This is a genomic window from Paenibacillus sp. Cedars (assembly GCF_003184205.1).
Taxonomy (GTDB): domain Bacteria; phylum Bacillota; class Bacilli; order Paenibacillales; family Paenibacillaceae; genus Paenibacillus_AQ; species Paenibacillus_AQ glucanolyticus.
The window spans coordinates 1,023,968-1,045,033 of the sequence record NZ_CP020866.1; the positions used below are offsets into that span (position 1 = coordinate 1,023,968).

Annotated in this window: 20 protein-coding genes; 11 read left to right on the forward strand and 9 right to left on the reverse strand. The window is 49.0% G+C overall.

Features of this window, described 5'->3' with window-relative positions; translation table 11 throughout:
* Positions 1-142: 142 nt before the first annotated feature.
* From B9D94_RS06430 to B9D94_RS06440, 4 genes are all read right to left on the reverse strand, one after another.
* Positions 143-2,335: an acyltransferase family protein gene (locus B9D94_RS06430; protein WP_148246651.1), complete on the reverse strand. Its 2,193-nt coding sequence runs from the start codon at positions 2,333-2,335 to the stop codon at positions 143-145.
* The gene (locus B9D94_RS30895) at positions 2,319-2,456 is read right to left on the reverse strand and encodes a hypothetical protein (RefSeq protein WP_006212090.1); all 138 of its coding nucleotides are present in this window, start codon (positions 2,454-2,456) and stop codon (positions 2,319-2,321) included. Before B9D94_RS30895 ends, B9D94_RS06430 begins: the two co-directional genes overlap by 17 nt.
* Before the next feature lie 338 nt (positions 2,457-2,794).
* On the reverse strand, positions 2,795-3,955 hold the full coding sequence (yhbH, locus tag B9D94_RS06435; RefSeq protein WP_006212088.1) for a sporulation protein YhbH: 1,161 nt from the start codon (positions 3,953-3,955) through the stop codon (positions 2,795-2,797).
* A 167-nt stretch (positions 3,956-4,122) separates the two neighbouring features.
* A complete protein-coding gene (locus tag B9D94_RS06440; protein ID WP_006212087.1) occupies positions 4,123-4,545 on the reverse strand; it encodes a hypothetical protein in 423 nt (140 codons plus the stop codon).
* Between the two features lie 212 nt (positions 4,546-4,757).
* Here B9D94_RS06440 and B9D94_RS06445 point away from each other — a divergent pair, with 212 nt between their 5' ends.
* On the forward strand, positions 4,758-5,138 hold the full coding sequence (locus B9D94_RS06445) for a DUF423 domain-containing protein (protein WP_006212086.1): 381 nt from the start codon (positions 4,758-4,760) through the stop codon (positions 5,136-5,138).
* Positions 5,139-5,224: 86 nt separating this feature from the next.
* On the opposite strand, the gene B9D94_RS06450 is transcribed toward B9D94_RS06445, so the two are convergent.
* Positions 5,225-5,773, reverse strand: coding sequence for a hypothetical protein (locus B9D94_RS06450; protein WP_152825399.1), 549 nt, complete (start codon positions 5,771-5,773; stop codon positions 5,225-5,227).
* A gap of 232 nt (positions 5,774-6,005) precedes the next feature.
* Between B9D94_RS06450 and B9D94_RS06455 the strand changes: the two genes are divergently transcribed.
* Positions 6,006-6,308 (forward strand): YunC family protein, encoded by a 303-nt coding sequence (locus B9D94_RS06455; RefSeq protein WP_006212084.1) that lies wholly within the window; start codon positions 6,006-6,008, stop codon positions 6,306-6,308.
* A gap of 166 nt (positions 6,309-6,474) precedes the next feature.
* Here the strand turns inward: B9D94_RS06455 and mtnA are convergent, their stop codons facing one another.
* Positions 6,475-7,554, reverse strand: coding sequence for an S-methyl-5-thioribose-1-phosphate isomerase (gene mtnA / locus B9D94_RS06460; protein ID WP_148246652.1), 1,080 nt, complete (start codon positions 7,552-7,554; stop codon positions 6,475-6,477).
* Complete coding sequence (gene mtnK, locus B9D94_RS06465; RefSeq protein ID WP_148246653.1) at positions 7,551-8,774, reverse strand: S-methyl-5-thioribose kinase; 1,224 nt, start codon at positions 8,772-8,774, stop codon at positions 7,551-7,553. The genes mtnA and mtnK overlap by 4 nt, the downstream gene beginning before the upstream one ends.
* 308 nt (positions 8,775-9,082) lie before the next feature.
* Between mtnK and B9D94_RS06470 the strand changes: the two genes are divergently transcribed.
* The 6 genes from B9D94_RS06470 to sufB all read left to right on the forward strand — a co-directional run bounded on the left by B9D94_RS06470 (position 9,083) and on the right by sufB (position 15,173).
* The gene (locus tag B9D94_RS06470) at positions 9,083-9,559 is read left to right on the forward strand and encodes a Dps family protein (RefSeq protein WP_006212081.1); all 477 of its coding nucleotides are present in this window, start codon (positions 9,083-9,085) and stop codon (positions 9,557-9,559) included.
* Between the two features lie 445 nt (positions 9,560-10,004).
* Entirely contained in the window at positions 10,005-10,787 is a 783-nt protein-coding gene (gene sufC / locus B9D94_RS06475) for a Fe-S cluster assembly ATPase SufC (protein WP_006212080.1), read from the forward strand.
* Between the two features lie 22 nt (positions 10,788-10,809).
* Positions 10,810-12,114 (forward strand): Fe-S cluster assembly protein SufD, encoded by a 1,305-nt coding sequence (sufD, locus tag B9D94_RS06480; RefSeq protein WP_148246654.1) that lies wholly within the window; start codon positions 10,810-10,812, stop codon positions 12,112-12,114.
* On the forward strand, positions 12,111-13,331 hold the full coding sequence (locus B9D94_RS06485; RefSeq protein ID WP_148246655.1) for a cysteine desulfurase: 1,221 nt from the start codon (positions 12,111-12,113) through the stop codon (positions 13,329-13,331). Before sufD ends, B9D94_RS06485 begins: the two co-directional genes overlap by 4 nt.
* Entirely contained in the window at positions 13,321-13,740 is a 420-nt protein-coding gene (gene sufU, locus B9D94_RS06490; RefSeq protein WP_006212077.1) for a Fe-S cluster assembly sulfur transfer protein SufU, read from the forward strand. The genes B9D94_RS06485 and sufU overlap by 11 nt, the downstream gene beginning before the upstream one ends.
* A 35-nt stretch (positions 13,741-13,775) precedes the next feature.
* Entirely contained in the window at positions 13,776-15,173 is a 1,398-nt protein-coding gene (gene sufB / locus B9D94_RS06495; protein WP_006212076.1) for a Fe-S cluster assembly protein SufB, read from the forward strand.
* Between the two features lie 366 nt (positions 15,174-15,539).
* Here the strand turns inward: sufB and B9D94_RS06500 are convergent, their stop codons facing one another.
* Together B9D94_RS06500 and B9D94_RS06505 are read right to left on the reverse strand one after the other, a co-directional pair.
* Positions 15,540-16,586 (reverse strand): HD-GYP domain-containing protein, encoded by a 1,047-nt coding sequence (locus tag B9D94_RS06500; RefSeq protein ID WP_006212075.1) that lies wholly within the window; start codon positions 16,584-16,586, stop codon positions 15,540-15,542.
* 89 nt (positions 16,587-16,675) lie between these two features.
* On the reverse strand, positions 16,676-17,413 hold the full coding sequence (locus B9D94_RS06505) for a molybdenum cofactor biosynthesis protein MoaE (protein WP_148246656.1): 738 nt from the start codon (positions 17,411-17,413) through the stop codon (positions 16,676-16,678).
* A gap of 113 nt (positions 17,414-17,526) precedes the next feature.
* On the opposite strand from B9D94_RS06505, the gene B9D94_RS06510 reads away from it, so the two are divergent.
* The 3 genes from B9D94_RS06510 to B9D94_RS06520 all read left to right on the forward strand — a co-directional run bounded on the left by B9D94_RS06510 (position 17,527) and on the right by B9D94_RS06520 (position 21,054).
* Positions 17,527-18,960, forward strand: a complete 1,434-nt coding sequence (locus B9D94_RS06510; RefSeq protein WP_148246657.1) for a bifunctional metallophosphatase/5'-nucleotidase — start codon at positions 17,527-17,529, stop codon at positions 18,958-18,960.
* A 66-nt stretch (positions 18,961-19,026) separates the two neighbouring features.
* Positions 19,027-19,851 (forward strand): undecaprenyl-diphosphate phosphatase, encoded by an 825-nt coding sequence (locus tag B9D94_RS06515; RefSeq protein ID WP_006212072.1) that lies wholly within the window; start codon positions 19,027-19,029, stop codon positions 19,849-19,851.
* A gap of 105 nt (positions 19,852-19,956) precedes the next feature.
* Complete coding sequence (locus tag B9D94_RS06520) at positions 19,957-21,054, forward strand: HD-GYP domain-containing protein (RefSeq protein WP_040680931.1); 1,098 nt, start codon at positions 19,957-19,959, stop codon at positions 21,052-21,054.
* The last annotated feature ends 12 nt before the right edge of the window (positions 21,055-21,066 follow it).

Here is a 21,066-nt window from a genome sequence, read left to right on the forward strand (position 1 = left end):
GAAATAATGATATAAGGTAATCGAATTATATCATATTGCTGCTTGCCATTACGTATATAAGTAAAAAGTCGACCTGTCTCATAAAATTATGAGAGCAGGTCGACATTAGTAAGAATGGAATATGGCAAGAATCGGATAATGCTTATTTCTTGATAGATTGAAGCAGCATCGAGGTGTAGGCAGCGGCACCTTCCGGTTCCAGGTGAACGCTGTCGGATCGGAAATATTCAGGATGATCCTTGCTCGCCGAGTACCAATCCACGAGTGTAACCTTCGGGTTCTCGGCAGCCGCTTTTGCCAGCATGTCGTTTACGTTCTGTTCCCAATCACGAGGAACCCGTGTATTGACAAGTACAATTTGCTTAGCGGAATCCAGCGGGCGCAGAAGCGAATCGAGGTCTTTTTTCGAGAAAGCTCCGTTGGTTCCCAGTCCGATAATGATGATGCCGCCATCGATACGGTTTTGAGCTTTCAATGCTGGGACAAGATCATCAGCCTGGCGCATTTGGCGTCCAATCACGGCATCGATATGAATGCCGGGCAGTGATTTCTCCAGATAAGGGGAGACACCGAGCATGACCGAATCTCCGATGGCCGTGATTGTGGATTTAGACGATGGACGAGCTTGCGGATCCTTATTCACCGGCTTGGTATGGTTAGGGTCCTTGCCATCAGCAGAACCGTCTGAAGAATCCTTGGATTGAGGAGGATTTTCAGACTTTATTTCCTTACCAGTCTTATCATTGTTGCCGGAATCCGTTGTCTCTGAGCTCCCATCCACTTTGTTTGTCTGATGGCTCGCGGTGCCATCTCCGGCTGGAAGTGCATTGCCCGAATCTTCATTCACGATTGAATCGTTATTCCCTGGAACGGCTTCTGTATCCGGGAGGGAATCCTTCTTCGTGTCATCCCCGGAGCTTGGCTCCCTCGTCGCTTCAGGCTGCATCGAAGACACGTCCGCAGGCGGAGTAATGTTTCCACTCGTTCCTACCGGATTTCGCTGCTGTCCTTGCGGAGGAACGTCTGGGGAGGGCTCCTCTGTTTGAGACGGCTCGGGTTCTTCCAGAACCGGGTTCTCGATGTTCAGCATTGCGGCGATATCGCCAACTGTTCTTGCATCGGATACGCTGCTCATCATGCCGGTACAGAAAATACCAATTAAGATAAGCGAGCTTAGCGACACGATCCAGCCTCTTAACGATATCGAAGCCGGACGGCGGCGAACGGAACGGACCTTAAGCCATAACTTCTTCAAACCGCCGTGTCGTATCGGCTCTTCTACATACTTCCAGGATAGTGCTGCCAGTATGACACTTGCCGTAATCTGCAATACAACCTGTGGCAGGCTCAGATCTCCTGAACCGGAAGCAGGCGAGGTGAGTATCATCACAGGGTAATGCCACAAATAGGTGCCATAGGAACGTACGCCTACCCATAACAGCGGTTTCCAGCTTAACAAGCGACTGATTGATGCCGCGGGATGGGCGAGTACCGCAACGAGTACGGCAGCAGCCATAGAGAAGAGGAACATGCCTCCGCGATACAGGAACGGATCGTACCGGTCCACCTGCCACATCATGAAGAGGATGATGAGCAATGCTGCAGCACCTGTCAGGTTAAGTCTGCGCCGGACGGCAGTGGATACTTGAAGGGATAACTTCCAGCTGGGCCATACGATGGCCAGCCCTGCTCCGATCAGCAGACCGAACGCCCGGGTATCCGTTCCATAGTAGACTCGGCTGGGATCTTCTCCCGGCTGGTAGATGAGCGCCATGACCAGAGCCGAGGCTGCTGCTCCGGCGGCGATAAAGCTGAACAGCTGTCCTCTGCGGGGGAACAGCTTGAGTCCCGCCAGCATGATGAGCGGCCACAGCAAGTAGAACTGCTCTTCCACGGCCAGCGACCAGAAATGCCCTAGTGGAGACGGCGGGCCAAATGATTCGAAATAGGATTGCTGCTGATAAATAAACTGCCAGTTGCTTATGTACGTAACGGCTCCCAGTACTTCGCCCCGAAGAGTGAGCAGCCGGGATCGGTCGAACAGTGTAACCCATACGACCAGGATGAACAGCATGAGCAGCATGGCCGGCAGAAGGCGCCGGAACCTTCGTATCCAGAAATCCTTCAGGTCGATCCGCCGTTGATGATGCCATTGGGATGCTAGAATATCGGTTATGAGATAACCGGATAGTACAAAGAATAAACTGACCCCGAGAAAACCACCGCCTGCAAAACCAAAATTCCAGTGGTATCCCATAACCCCGATCAAGGCGAGGGCTCTTAGTCCATCCAGACCAGGCATGTAACGCGAATGTGGTTTATCCGATATCGGCACTGGAGATCACTCCTTTCGAAGGATCTGCACTGATGCCGCCCTGCAACAGCCGCTGCGATAATATGTAGGACATATTCTCAAACGTCTGGGTGCTGAATAGTCGATGTGTCATTTGGAACATGGTAAACCTTCCCTTTCCTTTATAGGAGGATATTTCATATTAAGGAGACCTGTATCGAAACCTGTAATATCCTGCAACTTGATGTCATAGTTAAATACTAGCATCCCCAGAAAAACAGAAGGTGACAAAAAAATGAACCTACGGCTACATTGTGATGTCAATAATAAGACAGATTTTTCATTTGAAATTACAAGCTATTGTGCTTGGTATGTGCACTCTTCGATAACAGCCTGTTAGCCGTATCGCTTCAGACCATAAGAAAGAGGAGGTCCCTGCCTCCCCTGACGTCAAGATGATGAATCAGCTCACATCTTCCTTCATTCTTTTTTGCGTACGGATTATATAGCGGCTCCTTCACGTTTGCGAAAAAAGGTTTTCAGTGCGTCGTACACTTCCCCTTTGTCTTTGATCACATGGTACATGAATTGGTCCAGCTTGATATTCTTATAGGCCGACATCAGCGTGCTGCTGCGATTGTATTGATTGACCTCGCCGTAACCGAACATATTGCTTACCTTCAGCAGCTCGCCGATGAGTTTGACGCAGCGTTCATTGTCGGAAGTGAGATTATCGCCGTCCGAGAAATGGAATGGATAAATGTTGTATTGGGAAGGGGGATAACGGTGATTGATAATATCCAGCGCTTTCTGATAAGCGGATGAACATATGGTTCCGCCGCTTTCACCGCGTGTGAAGAATTCCTCCTCGGTTACTTCCTTCGCTTCGGTATGGTGGGCGATAAACACAATTTCAACCTTTTCGTACTGTTTGCGAAGGAAACGGGTCATCCAGAAGAAAAAGCTGCGTGCGCAGTATTTTTCAAAAGAGCCCATGGACCCTGAAGTATCCATCATCGCAATAATGACTGCGCTCGATTCCGGAATGACGGTATCGTCCCAGGTCTTGTAACGAAGATCGTCCGGGCTGATGCCGTGGATGCCGGGATTGCCGTCTCTGGCATTGCGTCGCAAATTCTCCAGAATGGTGCGTTTCTTGTCAATGTTGGACATGATGCCTTTTTTGCGGATGTCGTTGAACACGATGGACTGCGTCTCGATCTGCTCTTTATCCTTGGGCTGAAGCAGCGGAAGTTCCAGCTCCTCAAACAGCATGTTCTCCAATTCCTCCAGACTGACCTCGGTCTCCACGATGTCCTGGCCTGCCTGATCGCCCGCGGATTCTCCCTTTCCGGGCTGGGCCGACGAAGGGTCTCGACCGAGTACGTCTCCAACCTGGCTGTCGCCATCGCCTTGGCCGACATGCTTTTGCTTCTGATAGTTATAGATGAAACGGTATTCGTCAAGGCTTCGGATCGGAACCTTAATGATCTGTTTCCCGTCGGAGAGGATAATGTTTTCTTCGGTAATAAGGTCAGGCAGGTTGCGCTTGATCACTTCGCGAATTTTATGCTGATGACGTACCTGATCCTGATAGCCTTTGCGGTGCAGCGACCAGTCTTCACGGGATACGACAAACGAAAGGGCATCTTCATTTTGCACGGACAGTCACCTCCCAAGTGTAGCCTTGACACTGTTGCCGTCGTTTTGGCTGTAGTATTTCATTATATTCGGGAGAAAGAGCGATATGTGAGTGTGAATCCGTGTTTGCCGTGAAAAAGGACACTTCACCTGAAAATGATCAGGCAAGTGTCCCACCATGATAATGCTTAGCCGTTTAGTACAAATAGGAACAGGGCGCCGATGGTGACGATAACCACGCTGTTGACGATGGTTGCAATGACGGCAACCGCACGCTTGCGCGTTTTGGAGAAGCAGCCTACAACGCCGAGCACCAGTCCGACGATATTTACGATCATCACAAGGATGAACACAGCGGCAAGCGTCGTCATCGCTTCCATCGTTTCCTGCGTCGGCTCCAGGATCGGGCCATTTTCCGTCATATAAGGTTCAATCATCGTTGTGCCGAGTGCGCCGAGCAAAATATAACCGAGCAGCGTAACGATAGACAGTATGAAGGATGCTATGCCGAATCGGGAGTGCTTTCTGTCCTCAGGGGGGATAAATGTGGTTTTAGGTTTCTGGGGTGAAGCTTGGTCCTCGGATGGGGAGGAAGGTGTTTGCTGATCCATGTACTTAATCGCTCCTAACTTGGGATACATTCTTTAATAGTCCATGCGGGTTATTCATAAAAAAAGACATCCTTATTAATCTTTCACAAAATGGCCCTGAAATCAAGTCCAGAGCGCTTTCATGCAGGTGGAAAAGCTGTGGCGAATCCGTTAAACTTAACATGATTACATAAGGACACGGTGTGTCCGTTGACAAAAGGGGTTGAAACGGCTTGAGTCGAACATTCATCGCATGGGGCTCGATCCTGATGGCGCTGTCTGTGGCCATCGGTGCTTTCGGTGCCCATATGTTAGAAGGCATGATTACGGCAGACGAGCTTGCCATTTATGAGACGGGAGTCCAATATCATATGATGCATGGACTTGCGGTCCTGATTACAGGTATTCTGGCAAAGGTTCTGGGCGAATCCCGCAAGCTGTTCTGGGCGGGAGCTTTATTCATTGCAGGCACCATCATCTTCTCCGGCAGTCTCTATGTGTTAAGTATATCAGGTATAAAGTGGCTTGGGGCCATCACGCCGATTGGCGGCGTATCCTTCATCGTGGGCTGGCTGATGCTGATGTCCTCGGCGCTGTCTCGAAGAAACGCCTGATTCTCCTGAAAAACGGCTTCGCCGATCCCTTGTTGCAGGGGCGGCGAAGCCGTTTTTTAGTGGAATCCGGTTAAATGTATACCCTGTTAACTGACACTGAATTCGTCTATTTCATTAAGCTTGAAGGTATAAACCTGTTTCTCATCCACATGATAGACGTTGACCAGAAAATTGCTTTCATCATAGTTGAGAATCCGGCAGGGAAGACTTGTCTGCTTGCCGTGGCGGTTGGTTGTCAAGCGAACAAGGCGATTCTCCTTACTATATACTTTAATCCATTCAAAGGGATCGTTTCCGGTGAGTGGAGTTTGAACAGAAGGCACGCTGGCAGCGACCTTCTTTTTTTCCGGCGAGGATGTCGCAGGGGGCGGAGCGGGCTTTTCCTTATTCTGAGAAGTTGCAGAAGCCATCTTCTGAGAGGCCTTGCTGATAACGGATTTTTTCTTGGCTTGAACCAAAGTGTTGATAATCTCTCCAAGCTCCATCCCGGATTTAACCCGGAAATCGACGACCTCAGCCTTGTCGTTCAGCATTTCCAGCAAATATTGCAAAGCCAGTGCGTTGGAGGGACTCTTGACCAGAATATCAACGTTGAATAAAAAGCCGTTATCATCGGTGACAGGAATTGTGTTCATAGCTTTTATTATTCACCAGCTTTCACATTGTTTCTACTGAATCAAATATACCATAATTTTCAGATTTTCATAGTCCTAATGTCATGCGTATTTCATGATTGTTCTATTGATCTAGAGACATTCGTACCACTTGTATGCAGGAGAAGGCCCAGATATCAGAGACATTCGCACCATGTCGGTTCATGGAGAATAAACATAATTCTAAGCCGATGTGAGGGGAGGTTTGTTTATATTGGTGACTTTACTGCCAATCGAAATTGAAGGACATACCGTTATGGGGGTTGAGGTTAAGCTGCCCAAAACTACGCTGCTGGCCGTATATACTTCCCGCGGCTATATTATGTGTGGTGCGCTGGATGTTGGTCTTCTGAACGAACAGCTTGCGGACCGCAAGATCATTGCCGCAAGAGCCGTTGGGGTACGCACACTCGAGCAGCTGCTGGAAGCACCGCTCGAATCCGTAACCTTGGAAGCGGAGAAATGGGGTATCCATCCAGGCTTGGCTGGCAAGGACGCAATTCTTCGGATGTTATAGGGCCTGTTTCTGGGGCTGAGGAGTGGTCCAAGCGGATCGCTCTTTTTTATATGAAATACGTTAGTAAGCTGCATTGAAGCAGCTTTGACAAGAAAAAAACGGACAATCGGGTTTTTCAACCGGTTGTCCGTTTTAGTTGAAGTGACTTGCATTTGCAGCGACAGGACTATTCAAACAAACTTTTCAAGCTCTCGTGATAAGGAGCCTGTACGACGCCTTTTTCGGTAATAATTGCTGTGACATATTCATTCGGTGTGATGTCGAAGGCCGGGTTATATACTTTTACGCCTTGCGGAGCCGTGCGTTTGCCAAAACCTTCTGTGATTTCCTCGGCAGGACGCTCCTCAATCGGAATATCCGCGCCTGTCTTCGTGTTCAGATCAATCGTAGACAGCGGACAAGCCACGTAAAAAGGAATGCCGTGGGCTTTCGCCAGAACGGCTACCCCATACGTTCCGATTTTGTTGGCGACATCGCCATTTGCGGCTACACGGTCTGTACCGACGATGACTGCCTGGATCCAGCCTTTGGACATAACCATGGCGGCCATATTGTCTGCCAGCAGCGTAACGTCGATACCGGCCTGCTGAAGCTCAAAAGCGGTTAGTCGGGCGCCTTGCAGTACAGGTCTTGTCTCATCTGCGAACACCTTGATGTTCAAGCCTTGCTCATGAGCCAGATACATCGGTGCCAGGGCTGTGCCGTATTTGGCAGTTGCCAATCCGCCCGCATTGCAGTGGGTAAGGACGCCCATGCCATCCTTGAAGAAAGGCAGTGCATTTTCCCCGATCCGGCGGCATACCTCTTCATCCTCGGAACGAATGGCCTCAGCCTCAGCGAGCAATGCTGCATTTAGCGCGGCTGTATCAAGCTTATCTGCTGCGAGTTTCTCCGCAGCCAGCTTCATACGGTCCAGTGCCCAGAACAGATTGACAGCCGTCGGTCTGGAAGTGGCGAGATAAGCGCAGGTCTTTACAACTTGCTGAAGCCACCCCTCGCTGTCGTCAGCTTCGTACAGCATGCCTCCCAGCACGGCGCCGAATGCTGCCGCGATTCCAATGGCCGGTGCGCCGCGGACCTTCATGGAATGAATGCCTTCCCACACCTCCTCCGGTGTTGAAAGCTTGAGATACACAATTTCTTCCGGAAGCAATCTCTGATCAAGCAGGACCAGATGGTCCCCGCCCCAGTATACGGAGCTTAGCGGCTCATAGGTGCTGGAGTTGCCGGTAGTTATACCGCTCATATCGATACCTCATTTCCTTTAGTTGCTTGTTGAATAAAAGTCAGGATATCCTCGAAGGATTTGATGCTGCGGTGATGGCGAACAAGATTCTTGCCGATCGCCAGTGCTTTGCGCTGCGCCGCTTCTCTGGCAGTATCGTCGGCAATGGTATCGATATCCGCAACGTGGGACAGCCCAACAATGCGCCGGATCATCTTGCAGCCGGCAAATCCTGCGGTGTCCTTCAATATCTGCGATACGTAGTAGTCCTGATATCCAGGCGTACGAGACATTTCATCCAACAGGTCATCATTCCACAGCATGCGGAAGTTGCTCTCGAAGTGATTCCACACGTCGCTTGCCATTTCGAGGAGCCTTGCCTCCCGGGTCGCTTGCGTGTACTCGTCCTGGCTCCAGCCCGGCTGAGCGGCATAGTTGAGCAGCAGGTTGCCAATCACGGCGCCGATATCAAAGCCCATCGGCCCGAAATATGCAAATTCCGGGTCAATCACCTTGGTTGATTCCGGCGTGACGAAGATGCTGCCTGTGTGCAGATCCCCGTGCAGCAGGGCTTGGGCGTGAGTCAGGAACTTCTCGCGAAGCAGAGCCACTTCGAAGTGGAGAGGCAGATCCGTACGAAGCGCCTCCGCCTCATCGGCAATATGGTCCGGATAGTTATTATTGGAGGATTCGCGGTATGGATCTTCGAAGATCAGATCTTCGGTGATTTTGCATAAATCCGGATTCACAAAACGGCCGGCAAGTACTTTCTTCTCCTGTTGGTTCATCCCGAGATCCGATGTATAGAACAGCGTTCTGGCCATGAATTCGCCAATGTGCTCGGCAAACTTCGGATAGGCGATGCCCTCAATAAGGCCTTTGCGCATGATGGTATACTCGCTCAAGTCCTCCATCACGGTGTAGGCGAGCTCATCCGAATAGCCGTATACTTTCGGTACGAGGTTCGGGCAGAGGGAGTACTGCGTCTCCAGCGCCACACGTTCAATACGGGCACGGTCGAGCGACAGCGGCCAGGATTCACCTACAACTTTTGCATAAGGAACGGCTTGCTTGATAATGATACTATCAGCCGTATTTTTGGCGGTGACATGAAACACCAGATTCAGATTGCCGTCGCCGATTTCGCGGCATTCGAGTTCGGCATGGTCCGGGAAACGGCCCGGTATACTTTTTGCTAACTGTATAGCTTCTTCCGCGTTCAGCGGATGGTATGCAGACATGGATGGTCACCCCCAAATAGAATAGAAGAAAAACAAAGCCAACTTTTTTGCTTGGTATTACCTAGTATAACGTTTTTTCGCGAATTTTGTATAACTTTTTGGCAACCCTTAAGTTTGGTGAATCTGATTCGCTTCGAAGCCGTAAGGGTAAACTACAAATAGACGCCCAAGCTCAGGATGTACTTATATATTAATGAAGGAATGGCATTAGCAGAAGGTTCCAGTTACAATGGGTATACACCGATCTGCAGCATATTCCTTTGTCGCAGTACAGGGTGCATTTCATATAGAAAAGGAAGGGATTAACCATGGCAAAAACTACATCAGGCAAATCTGCAGGAAAAACAAAAAACTCCAGCTTAGAGCAGCTGTTGAACCAACAGGTCGCGAATTTCAACGTGCTCTATGTCAAACTTCATAATTATCATTGGTATGTAACAGGAGAGCAATTCTTCTCCCTTCATGTCAAGTTCGAGGAACTGTACGATGAAGTTACACTTAAAATGGATGAGGTTGCGGAGCGCCTGCTGTCGATCAAAGGCAAGCCTGCGGCAACCATGAAAGAATATTTGGAACTTGCAACGGTTCAGGAAGCTTCCGGCAACGAGGATACTCGCGGAATGGTACAAGCCCTGATTGAGGACTTTGCTACCGTATCGGAAGAGCTGACAGAAGGTATCGAAATGGCTGAGGAAGCCGGAGATGCGCCTACAGCGGATATGTTTACAGGCTTCAAGGCTGATCTTGAGAAGCATATGTGGATGCTGCGTTCCTTCCTTGGATAATTCGTGAATAATAATGTAGCGATGCCATGTTCATGACTTGTATTTGCAGAGCTTTAGGGTGCTCGTCCAACGTGCGCCTGTACAGCTCAACATGATGATGACTATAACACCGTTTGTCAACGAGCGTTAACGCCGGTGACGGATGCCGTGACGACACTAGAAGCATCAGCAACTACAGGATGAGCAGAGCAGATTAAAACAGGCTTGGCCGGTCTATCGGTCAAGCCTGTTTTTTAAGTGTTTTGGTTGTCCGAATGTTGTCTCTAAAACGCTTGTCCGGTTGAAATACGTCATATTTTATTATAAAATGGCTTGAGAATCATTGATAATCAGTTTAGAATGATTATAAATAAATAATTATTTTTTATTTATGAAATCAGGGCGTCCAAATCCTGTTATCATATAGGACAAAAATACACTACCTATCTAACGGAGGGAATCTAATATGTCAACCAAGTTTGTCATTGAAGGATTGAAAGCAACAATCGAAGGCAAGGAGATCCTTAAGGGAATCAACCTTGAGATGAAGGGCGGAGAAATTCATGCCATCATGGGACCAAACGGCACAGGCAAAAGTACGTTGGCTTCCGCTTTGATGGGTCATCCTAAATATGAAGTTACAGACGGTAAAGTTTTGTTGAATGATGAAGATGTGCTGGATATGGAAGTTGATGAGCGCGCACTCGCCGGTCTGTTCCTGGCTATGCAATATCCTAGCGAAATCGCTGGTGTTACGAACTCCGACTTCCTGCGCAGCTCCATCAACGCGCGCCGCGGCGAAGGTAACGAAATCTCGTTGATCAAATTCATCCGTCAAATGGAAGGCAAAATGAAAGAGCTCGAGATGAACCCTGAGTTTGCCCATCGTTACCTGAACGAAGGCTTCTCCGGCGGTGAGAAGAAGCGTAACGAAATCCTGCAAATGATGATGCTGGATCCGAAAATTGTGATTCTTGACGAAATCGACTCCGGTCTTGATATCGATGCTTTGAGAATTGTAGCGAACGGCGTGAATGCCATGAAATCGGAAGAACGCGGTTTCTTGATTATTACCCACTACCAGCGTTTGCTTAACTATATCACGCCAGATTATGTACATGTTATGATGCAAGGCCGCATCGTGAAATCCGGCGGTCCTGAACTGGCGGAGCGTCTGGAAGCTGAGGGTTACGACTGGATTAAAGAAGAGCTGGGCATTACTGATGAAACTGTAGGTCAAGACGCGTAAATAGACGGGAGGAGGAAACGATATGACTACACAAACCATTCTTCCGGTCAACGCTGAGGCTCTGAAGGCATTGTCCGAAAGTAAACAGGAGCCGACTTGGCTGACAGACAGCCGTCTGGCTTCTCTGGAACTGGCTGGCCAGTTGGAACTGCCCAAGCTGGAGAAACAGCGTATTGAACGCTGGAACATTCAAAGCTACGGTGAATATAAAGAGAGCAAGAAACTTGCTTCCCTTGATGATCTGCCTGAACAAGTTGCTAAACTTGTAGAAGGTTCAAGAGAAGGCGGTCTGGTTATTCAACGCAACTCGGGAACTGTGCATGTAAGCTTGGCACCGGAACTTGCTGCAAAAGGCGTTATCTTTACCGATCTGGAAACAGCGGTTAAAGAGCATGCGGATTTGGTTAAACCTTATCTGCACCAAGCGCTTAAGAACGATGAGCATTCGATGGCTGCTCTGCATGCTGCGGTATGGAACGGCGGGGTGTTCCTCTATGTTCCCAAAAACGTAGAGGTGGATGTTCCGCTTCAGGCCGTTATGCTGAGTGATGATGCCGAAGCGACATTTGCTCCGCATGTTCTGGTCGTAGCGGAAGCGAACAGTCAGATTACGTATGTGGATAACTACGTATCGGATTCCCTGACTGGGCCGGTAACGCACAACGGAGCGGTGGAAGTATTCGTTAAAAATGGCGCGAAGGTTCGGTATGCTTCCGTACACCAATTGACCGGCGAGGTAACGGATGTTACATTCCGCCGCGCGGTGCTGGAGAATGATGCCTCCATCGAATGGATCGTCGGCGAGATGAATGATGGGGATACAGCAAGTGACACCATGAGTATTCTGAAGGGCAATGGCTCAACCTCCGATGCAAAAATCATTGCAGTTGGTTCCGGCTCCCAGAAGATTAACTACACGACGCAAGCGAAGCATTTTGGCAAGAGCTCTGAATCCCAGATGATTACTCGCGCGGTCATGCGTGAAGAAGCCCAGGCCATCATCAACGGAATCACCAAGATCGAGAAGGGTGCAACGAAGGCGGACGGACAACAAACCGAGCGCGTTCTGATGCTCAGCCCGAAAGCCCGCGGCGACGCGAACCCGATCCTGTTGATTGACGAGGACGATGTAACGGCAGGACACGCAGCGTCCGTCGGACAAGTGAACCGGGAGCAAGTCTATTACCTGATGTCCCGCGGTATCTCGCGTACAGTGGCTGAATCCTTGATTATTTATGGCTTCTTGGCTCCGGTTGTAAGTGAAATCCCGCTTGAGGGACTTCGCGATCAGCTGCAGGGGCTTGTTGAAAGGAAGCTGGGACAATGATAGCCTCCGTCCGTGAGCAATTTCCCATCCTTCATCAGGAGATTAACGGACATCCGCTGGTATATCTCGACAATGCCGCGACATCTCAAAAGCCGCAGGTAGTCATAGATGCTGTCAAGCGGTACTACGAGTGGGAGAACTCCAATGTGCACCGCGGGGTTCATACGCTCGGCAGCCGTGCTACCGACGCTTATGAAGGAGCCAGGGAGAAGGTTGCCCGTTTCATTAATGCCGAGAGTTCGGAACAGATTATTTTTACCCGCGGTACAACGACGGCACTGAATCTGGTTGCTTCGTCGTACGCACGCTCTGTATGCGGTCCCGAGGATGAAATTGTCCTGACGGAAATGGAGCATCATAGTAATCTCATTCCGTGGCAGCAAGCGGCCCTGGCCGTTGGCGCTACGCTGAAATATATTCCTCTGCAGCCTGACGGCTCGATCAGGGTCGAGGATGTAGAGGCCATCGTTACCGAACGGACGAAGGTCGTTGCGATTGCTTACGTATCCAATGTCATGGGCATTGTGCATCCTGTAAAACAAATCGCGGAAATCGCCCATCGCCACGGTGCAGTTGTTGTGGTTGACGGCGCTCAAAGCACACCGCACATGAAGGTGGACGTTCAGGACTTGGATTGCGATTTCTACGCCTTGTCCGGCCACAAGATGTGTGCTCCAACAGGCATCGGCGCATTATACGGCAAGAAGGCGCTGCTGGAATCAATGGAGCCGATCGAATTCGGCGGCGAGATGATCAATGATGTTGGATTGTACGAATCGAATTGGAAGGAGCTCCCTTGGAAGTTTGAGGGGGGCACGCCTATCATTGCAGGGGCTGTCGGTCTTGGCGCCGCTATCGATTTCCTGGAGGAAATCGGAATGGACGCGATCGAACAACATGAGACTCAGCTTGCGGCTTACGCTATGAACCGCATGTCCGAGATTGAAGGGATTACGATATACGGTCCACGCGAACGCAAGGTCGGTCTCGTTACATTCAATCTTGGAGACGTTCACCCGCATGATGTAGCCACGGTACTTGATGCACAAGGAATTGCGATTCGAGCAGGACATCATTGTTGTCAGCCGCTTATGCGTTGGTTAAAAGTATCATCTACGGCACGTGCGAGCTTTTATCTGTATAATACAGAGGAGGACGTTGATCGGTTAGTTAGCGCCTTAATCCAGACAAAGGAGTATTTCGGCGATGCAACTTGACGATTTGTATAGACGTGTCATCATGGATCATTATAAGAACCCCCGCAACCGCGGAAAGTTTGATGAAGATGTGGTAACCATCGATTTGAACAATCCGACTTGCGGAGATCGAATTTCCTTGCAGCTGAAGGTGGAGAACGGCGTTGTTGCCGATGCCAAATATACAGGCGAAGGCTGTTCCATCAGCATGTCTTCCGCTTCGATGATGACCGATGCTGTAAAGGGCAAGTCGCTTGATGAAGCAATTAGTCTTGCGAACCGCTTCTCCTCCCTTATGAAAGGTGAGGCCGTGGAATTTGAAGAGTACGAGGACATTGAAGCCCTATCCGGTGTTAATAAATTTCCTGCCCGCATTAAGTGTGCAACACTTGCGTGGAACGCACTCCGAAAAGGAATAGACGCGAAGTAAGCGAACGATAATAGATCGATAGGGAGGTAAGTTAAATGGCTAAAAAAGCACCAGAAATGGAAGAGTATAAATATGGTTTCCGCGACGAGCACAAAGCTATTTTTCAAACCGGTAAAGGTTTGACACGTGAAGTCGTTATGGAAATTTCCAAAATCAAGAACGAGCCGGAATGGATGCTGGAATTTCGCCTGAAATCACTGGAGCAGTTCGAGAAAATGCAAATGCCTCGCTGGGGCGGCGACCTCGACGAGCTCGATTTCAACGATATCCAGTATTATGTAAGACCTTCTGATAAGCAAGGGAAGACTTGGGAGGAAGTACCTACCGAGATCAAAGAAACCTTTGACAAATTAGGAATTCCGGAAGCAGAGCAGAAGTTTCTGGCCGGTGTATCCGCACAGTACGAATCCGAGGTTGTTTATCACAACATGCAGAAGGATCTTGAGGATCAAGGTGTCATCTTCATGGATACCGACACGGCGCTCAGAGAGCATCCGGAAATTTTGAGAGAATACTTTGCAACGGTGGTACCTCCAACGGATAACAAATTTGCTGCACTTAACAGTGCCGTATGGTCCGGCGGAAGCTTTATCTATGTTCCAAAAGGTGTGAAATGCGAAATTCCGCTGCAAGCATATTTCCGCATCAACTCCGAGAACATGGGACAGTTTGAGCGTACCCTGATCATTGCGGACGAAGATAGCTTTGTTCACTACGTAGAGGGCTGTACAGCTCCAATCTACAGCACGAACTCGCTTCACAGCGCGGTAGTTGAGATCATCTGTAAAAAGAACGCTCGCGTTCGTTATACAACGATCCAGAACTGGGCACCTAATATCTACAACCTCGTTACGAAGCGTGCGGTTGCTGAAGAGAATGCAACGATGGAATGGGTTGATGGCAACATCGGCTCCAAACTTACAATGAAATACCCAGCTGTTATTCTGAAAGGCCGCGGCGCTAAAGGGATGGTATTGTCCATCGCTGTAGCAGGTAAAGGCCAGCATCAGGATGCAGGGGCTAAAATGATTCACCTGGCACCGGATACAACGTCTACCATTGTATCCAAATCCATCAGCAAGCACGGCGGTAAAGTAACGTACCGCGGACTTGCCTCCTTCGGCCGCAACGCGGAAGGCGCCAAAGCCAACATCAAGTGTGACACACTCATATTGGATAACGAATCTACATCCGATACGATTCCTTACAATGAAATCAAGAACGATAATATCGTGCTGGAGCATGAAGCGACCGTATCCAAGGTTTCCGAGGATCAATTGTTCTACCTTATGAGCCGTGGTCTCAGTGAAGCTGAAGCTACACAAATGATCGTTATGGGCTTCATCGAACCGTTCACCAAAGAACTCCCAATGGAGTATGCGGTAGAGATGAATCGTCTTATCAAGTTCGAGATGGAAGGTTCCATCGGTTAAATCCTAAACACAGGGGCAAATCACTCACATGCGAGTGGTTTGCCCCTTTTTTTGCTTATTCCCGATTATTAAAGCCCACAGAGAAGGGGAAAGCCTGGTGTCCTTCTCCATTCATTTTGACAGGAACGGTCCCATGATGTATCTAGTGTGACTTTTATGCTTGCGTGCTCAGGTTATCGGGATACGTCTTATATTCTGCCAGAAACCAGGAGGGATCGGATGTGAGAAATATCACACCTTCCCTTGAAAATATGAAAAGGTTCCCCGGTGGTGAATCTCTCATCCAGCCGGGGAACCTTTATTTCAAATGTATATATCGAAATGAATTCGAAAAGGACGTAACCATAGAAAAACGCGGTTTACAGATTACAGGAGGATCTCCAGAATCGCCGTATTGTATTCCTTGGAAAGATCGATGAACCGGTCGTCGGTTTTCACCAACGGACGGAAGTAATCCGAGGGATTGTTCATCACAATAATGCCCGATTCACCGGTTGTCAGCTGAACTTTTTTGCCAATAAAGTTCGGAAGCATTTGCTGGATGAAGGCGTGTGTAGGCTTGCCGTTCAGCTTACCGAAACTGAGGCTGTAGAGCTCCCGAAGAACGGTTAACAGCTGCTGCTTGGACTGATACACCCGGTTCGTTGTCATCGCGCTATATACATCCGCGACAGCACATATTTGGGCATATGGATGGATCTGATCTTCACGGAGTGCTCTGGGATAACCGGAGCCATCGTCTCGCTCATGGTGCTGCAGGGCAACCATTGCGGTAACCTTATCATTCATGGATTCCGAGATCATCTCGTAACCATAGATGGTGTGCAGCTTCACTTCCTCAAACTCTTCAGGGGTGAGCTTGCCAGGCTTGTCCAGTATATCTCTTGAAATCTTGCTCTTGCCAATGTCGTGGAGATAACCGGCTTTGCCAATATCGTAAGCTTCCTTTTGGGAATATCCCATCCAATCCGCTATATAGTACGATAACATTCCTACTTGAATGGAGTGCCGGTAGGTGTAATCATCTTTACCGTTAAAGAGGAGGAGGAGGGATACGACATCCGTATGCTCATCCAGAGAGCCGACCAAAGGTTTGAAGACATCGTCTACAACGGATTCATTGAACTTTCCGGACTGAGATGCTTCCGTGAACAGGGTGGAGCATCCGTTGAATGCGAGATTGAATTGTGGTTTCACCTTGTTGAATGAATCTGAAATTTCAGATAATGGATCGAGGGATACAGTCAATGCCCGTGGCTCTATTTCAATGTAATCGATGCCGTGCTGCAGCAGCTTGGATATATCCTCTATTCGAAGTGTTGCTCCTTTTTGTAGAACATGAACGCCGTTACTGTTGTAAGCATCATGCTGCATTTGATCACCGGGTATCAGGTCCGTGACATGTACTCTCAAATCATTGCACCTCTTGCCCTTATAGTAAGTAAAAAGATCAAAACTATCTTAGCAAGAAAATTATGGTTTTACAATGATATAATCACGACTTATTGCCTAATCATTGGGTCCCAGGGTCCGGTCTGCGGTCCTTTCCACTCCGACCCATCGTCCCATATCTCCTTCTTCCATATCGGGACGGAGCGCTTCAGCTGTTCGATGGCGTAGCGACTGGCATCATAACAGGATGCCCGATGGGGAGAGGACACGGCAATGACCACACTGGTTTCACCTATGCCGACGGTACCGATTCGATGAGAGATCGCGCATTGCGTACCAGGCCATTGTGAGAGAATGTCTGCACAGATTTGCTGCATTTCTTTTAATGCCATCGGAATGTAGGCCTCATATTCCAACGTAACCGTACGCATCTCGCCGGTCAATTCCCTGGTAGTTCCTATAAATGAAAGTGTAGCTCCATGATTTGCATCATGGACTTTGGCTACAGCCTCTTCTACAGACAGCTTGTCGTAAGTGATAAGGCAATTCCCATCCGTGGAGGACTTCGAGTCAGGGGCATCCCCCTCTGTTCCATCACCGCCGGATACAGGCGGAATGAGAGCAACCTCATCGCCAATCTGAATAAGCTGATCCGATAGGGCATATTCTTGATTGACCGCTACAAAAGCGGTGGCAATCTGGGATTTGGCATGAGGATAAGCTTCGCTGAGAAGCGACTTAAATTCGCCGGCTGTAAGCGGGAGGCCCGGTACGTTGAAGGCAAGCGAACCGGTGCCGATTCGATCAGCTAGTCCGGCGAATAGCAGTAAAGGAATGGTTGTCGACATCTTTATCACCTCGTAATTCTTATGGGCTACAATATACCATATTCTTCGCTAAAATGTTATGCTTGTAAGACCGGAAATTATCGTAAAACGAACATAGGGAGGGGGGCCGCCAGATGGGGATACAAGGCAATAAACAGACGCTTACCATACTGTATACCAACGATATACACAGCCATTTTGAAATGATGAGTAAGGTGGCGGCACTTATTTCCCGGGAAAAGACGGCTGCCGGCGATTCTGCTATCGTACTGGATATCGGTGATCATATGGACCGGGCTTCGGTGGAAACGGAAGGCTCCATGGGCCAAGCCAACGTGGATGTCATTAATCTGACAGGATACGACGCGATTACAATTGGCAATAATGAAGGGTTGACCATACCCTATGACATCTTGGAGAGTGTTTACGCCGGACTGCTATGTCCTGTCGTCTGCTGCAACATTCATGAGACGATAAGCGGCGCTCCTCCTTCATGGATGAAACAGCATGTCATCCTTGAGCGGGAAGGCATCCGAATCGGGCTGACAGGCGCAACCGCTGCTTTTGCAGGATTTTATCAATTGTTAGGCTGGGAAGCTGAGGATCCTGTGCAGGCCATTGCTGAACAAGTAGAGGCACTTCAGGACAAGTGCGACATCGTCATTGTCCTATCCCATTTAGGTCTAACGATTGATAAAAGATTGGCAGAGACTATCGAAGGCATTGATGTCATTCTTGGCGGTCATACCCATCATATTTTAGAGGAACCGCTGATGATCGGAAATACCGCCGTATGCGGCGCAGGCAAATTCGGACAATATGTTGGTCGAATCGTTATGCAGCGCAGCCATGTGGAGGAGCGGTTTACTTGTATTGAGGGCAGCCTTCTGCCCGTTGACAAGAGCGTGATGGAGCCGATCGTCGAACAAGCGATCATGAGGCATCATGAGTTGGCAAGGGAGCGATTAACGGAGTCTGTTGCCGTTATAGATCGGAGTCTGCCGATCCATTATGAAGAGGAGTCGCCGTTTGCAAACCTGCTGGCTCAGGCCGTGCTTCAGCACACAGGGGCAGAACTTGCCATCGTTAACTCGGGACAGCTGCTCGGTCCATTGCCGGAGGGCGAGATCAGTACGGGAATGCTCCATGGTTTGTGTCCTTCCCCCATTAACCCCTGTGTAGTGAAGCTGCTTGGGGAACATATCTACAAGGCGCTTGAAGAGAGTCTACTCCAGGAGTTTAGCAGCAAGAAAATACTCGGTTTCGGCTTTCGCGGCTATATATTAGGCGGGCTTGCCGTAGACGGATTAAGCATTCACTACGATAAGCAGGGAGAGCCGTATCACAAGATCACCGATATCTCCATCCAGGGACAGCCGCTGGATCGACAACGTGAATATGAAGTGGGGACGCTGGACATGTTCACTTTCAAAATCGGATACGAGACGCTGGCACTTGGCAAGGATACGGTTTACATGCTGCCGGAGTTTATCCGAGATTTGCTGAGAAAAGAACTTTCGCGCCCCGGCTCGCTTGAAGAGACCTTGATTTCACGCTGGATATCCTGACAACCCCCGACTAACTTCCTTTGGCCGAGCATACATATGAGGACAAAGGTTAGGGAGGGGATGGACATGGATTTTATAACAGCTATTATACTGGGGATTGTGGAAGGATTAACGGAATTCATTCCGGTGTCTTCCACAGGCCACATGATTTTGACAGCCAAGGTGTTAGGGTACGATGATCAAACAGCGATCATGAAGACATTTGAAATTGTTATTCAGCTTGGCGCTATTTTAGCGATTGCGATTGTTTACTGGAATCGTATTCTGAACCTGCTGGGCTGGAGTCGAAGTGAATCTTTGAACAAAAAGGCGCCGCGCAAAAAACTGAATCTGATTCATGTATTTTTGGGTATTGCTCCAGCGCTGCTGGTAGCGTTTTTTGCGAGGGATTTCATCAAGAGCCTGTTTCATGCCCAAACTGTATTATTTGCACTTGTTGCGGGCGGTATTTTCATGATATTTGCAGAATGGTACAACAAAAATAAAGTCCAAGTGACTTCACACGATCTGGACGAATTGACATACAAGCAGGCACTTCTGATTGGTGTCTATCAGATCATATCGGTATTATGGCCGGGCTTTTCCCGTTCGGGCTCGACCATCTCCGGCGGCATGCTCAGTGGAGTGAGTTACAAGGCATCGGCTGATTTCTCTTTTCTTATCGCAATTCCTATTATGTGTGCTGCATCCGGTTATGAATTGCTGGATTCTTATCCATATTTTACTTCAGATACGATTGGTGTATTTCTCGCCGGATTTATCGTTTCGTTTGTTGTCGCTTATTTTGTCGTCTTGGCCTTCATGAAGCTTATACAGAAGATACGTCTCACTCATTTCGCGATCTACCGTTTTGTTCTCGCCGCTGTTTTCTGGCTGTTTATTATGCACTAGAGATCGTAGGCACAAGAGGTGGTCCGGCTTCTTCGTATAGTGATCGACTGAAGACTAGACGCTATATCCCACACAAGTTTGAGAATAGCAGAGGAAGTGACGGATTTGCGTCTTATACCTATCCATGCGTTGAGGCCGGGAATGGTACTTGGTAAAAGAATATACAATAGCGACGGTTTGGTCCTGCTTGCTGAAGGTGTTGAACTGACGACTGGACTGATCCGCCGACTTGGCACATTAGAATTGGGATATGTATATATCGAGGATGCAGTGACAGAGGATATCGTGGTTCCGGAGTTATTGACGGAAGAAACACGGCTTCAGGCGATTCGGTCGATTCGAACCAGCTTCAAGAACCTGGAGAGTCAAGCGAGTCTGAAAGGCAGCTTTCTTCATTTGGGCAAGACATTTTCGGGAATGATGGAATCGATCATGGATGAAATATCGGGACATGATGAGTGCATGGTGCTGCTGACCGATATGAATACGAATGATTACAATCTGTACCGCCATTCCTTAAACGTATGTTTATATTCAACGGTTCTTGGCGTGTCCTACGGATATAACCGGGAGGAGCTTCGAGTTCTCGGTCTGGGGGCTCTGCTCCATGATATTGGAAAAACCAGGATTTCCCAGAAGCTTCTGCAGCATCCCGGGCGGCTTAGCGAGGATGAATTTCGCGAGATCCAGAAGCATACCGAAATCGGGTTCAAAATATTAAAGGACGAGCCCAATATTCCGCTGTTATCAGCTCATTGCGCGCTGTCGCATCATGAGCGTCTGGACGGCAGCGGTTATCCAAGAGCATTGAAAGGCCCTGACATCCATGAATATGCCAAATGGATTGCCATTACGGATTCTTACGATGCGATGACAACGCAGCGGGTGTACAAGCCTGCCTTACTGCCGCATGAAGCGGTAGAAGTCATGTATGCCGGGTCGGGAACGCTGTATGAACAGCAATTTCTGGCCATGTTCCGCGACCGCGTAGCAATATATCCTCCAGGGATAACGGTGAAGCTGCACACGGGTGAAAGCGGGGTTGTATCCAAAATCCACGCGCATGTGCCCCATCGGCCGGTGGTTCGTGTCTTAACGGATGGGGACGGAACGCCGCTCTCGGCTCCGTACGAATTGGATTTATCCGAAACCTTGGCGATCATGATTGCCGGAATCGGACAGAGCACCATAGATCAAACTTGACTATAAGGAGGT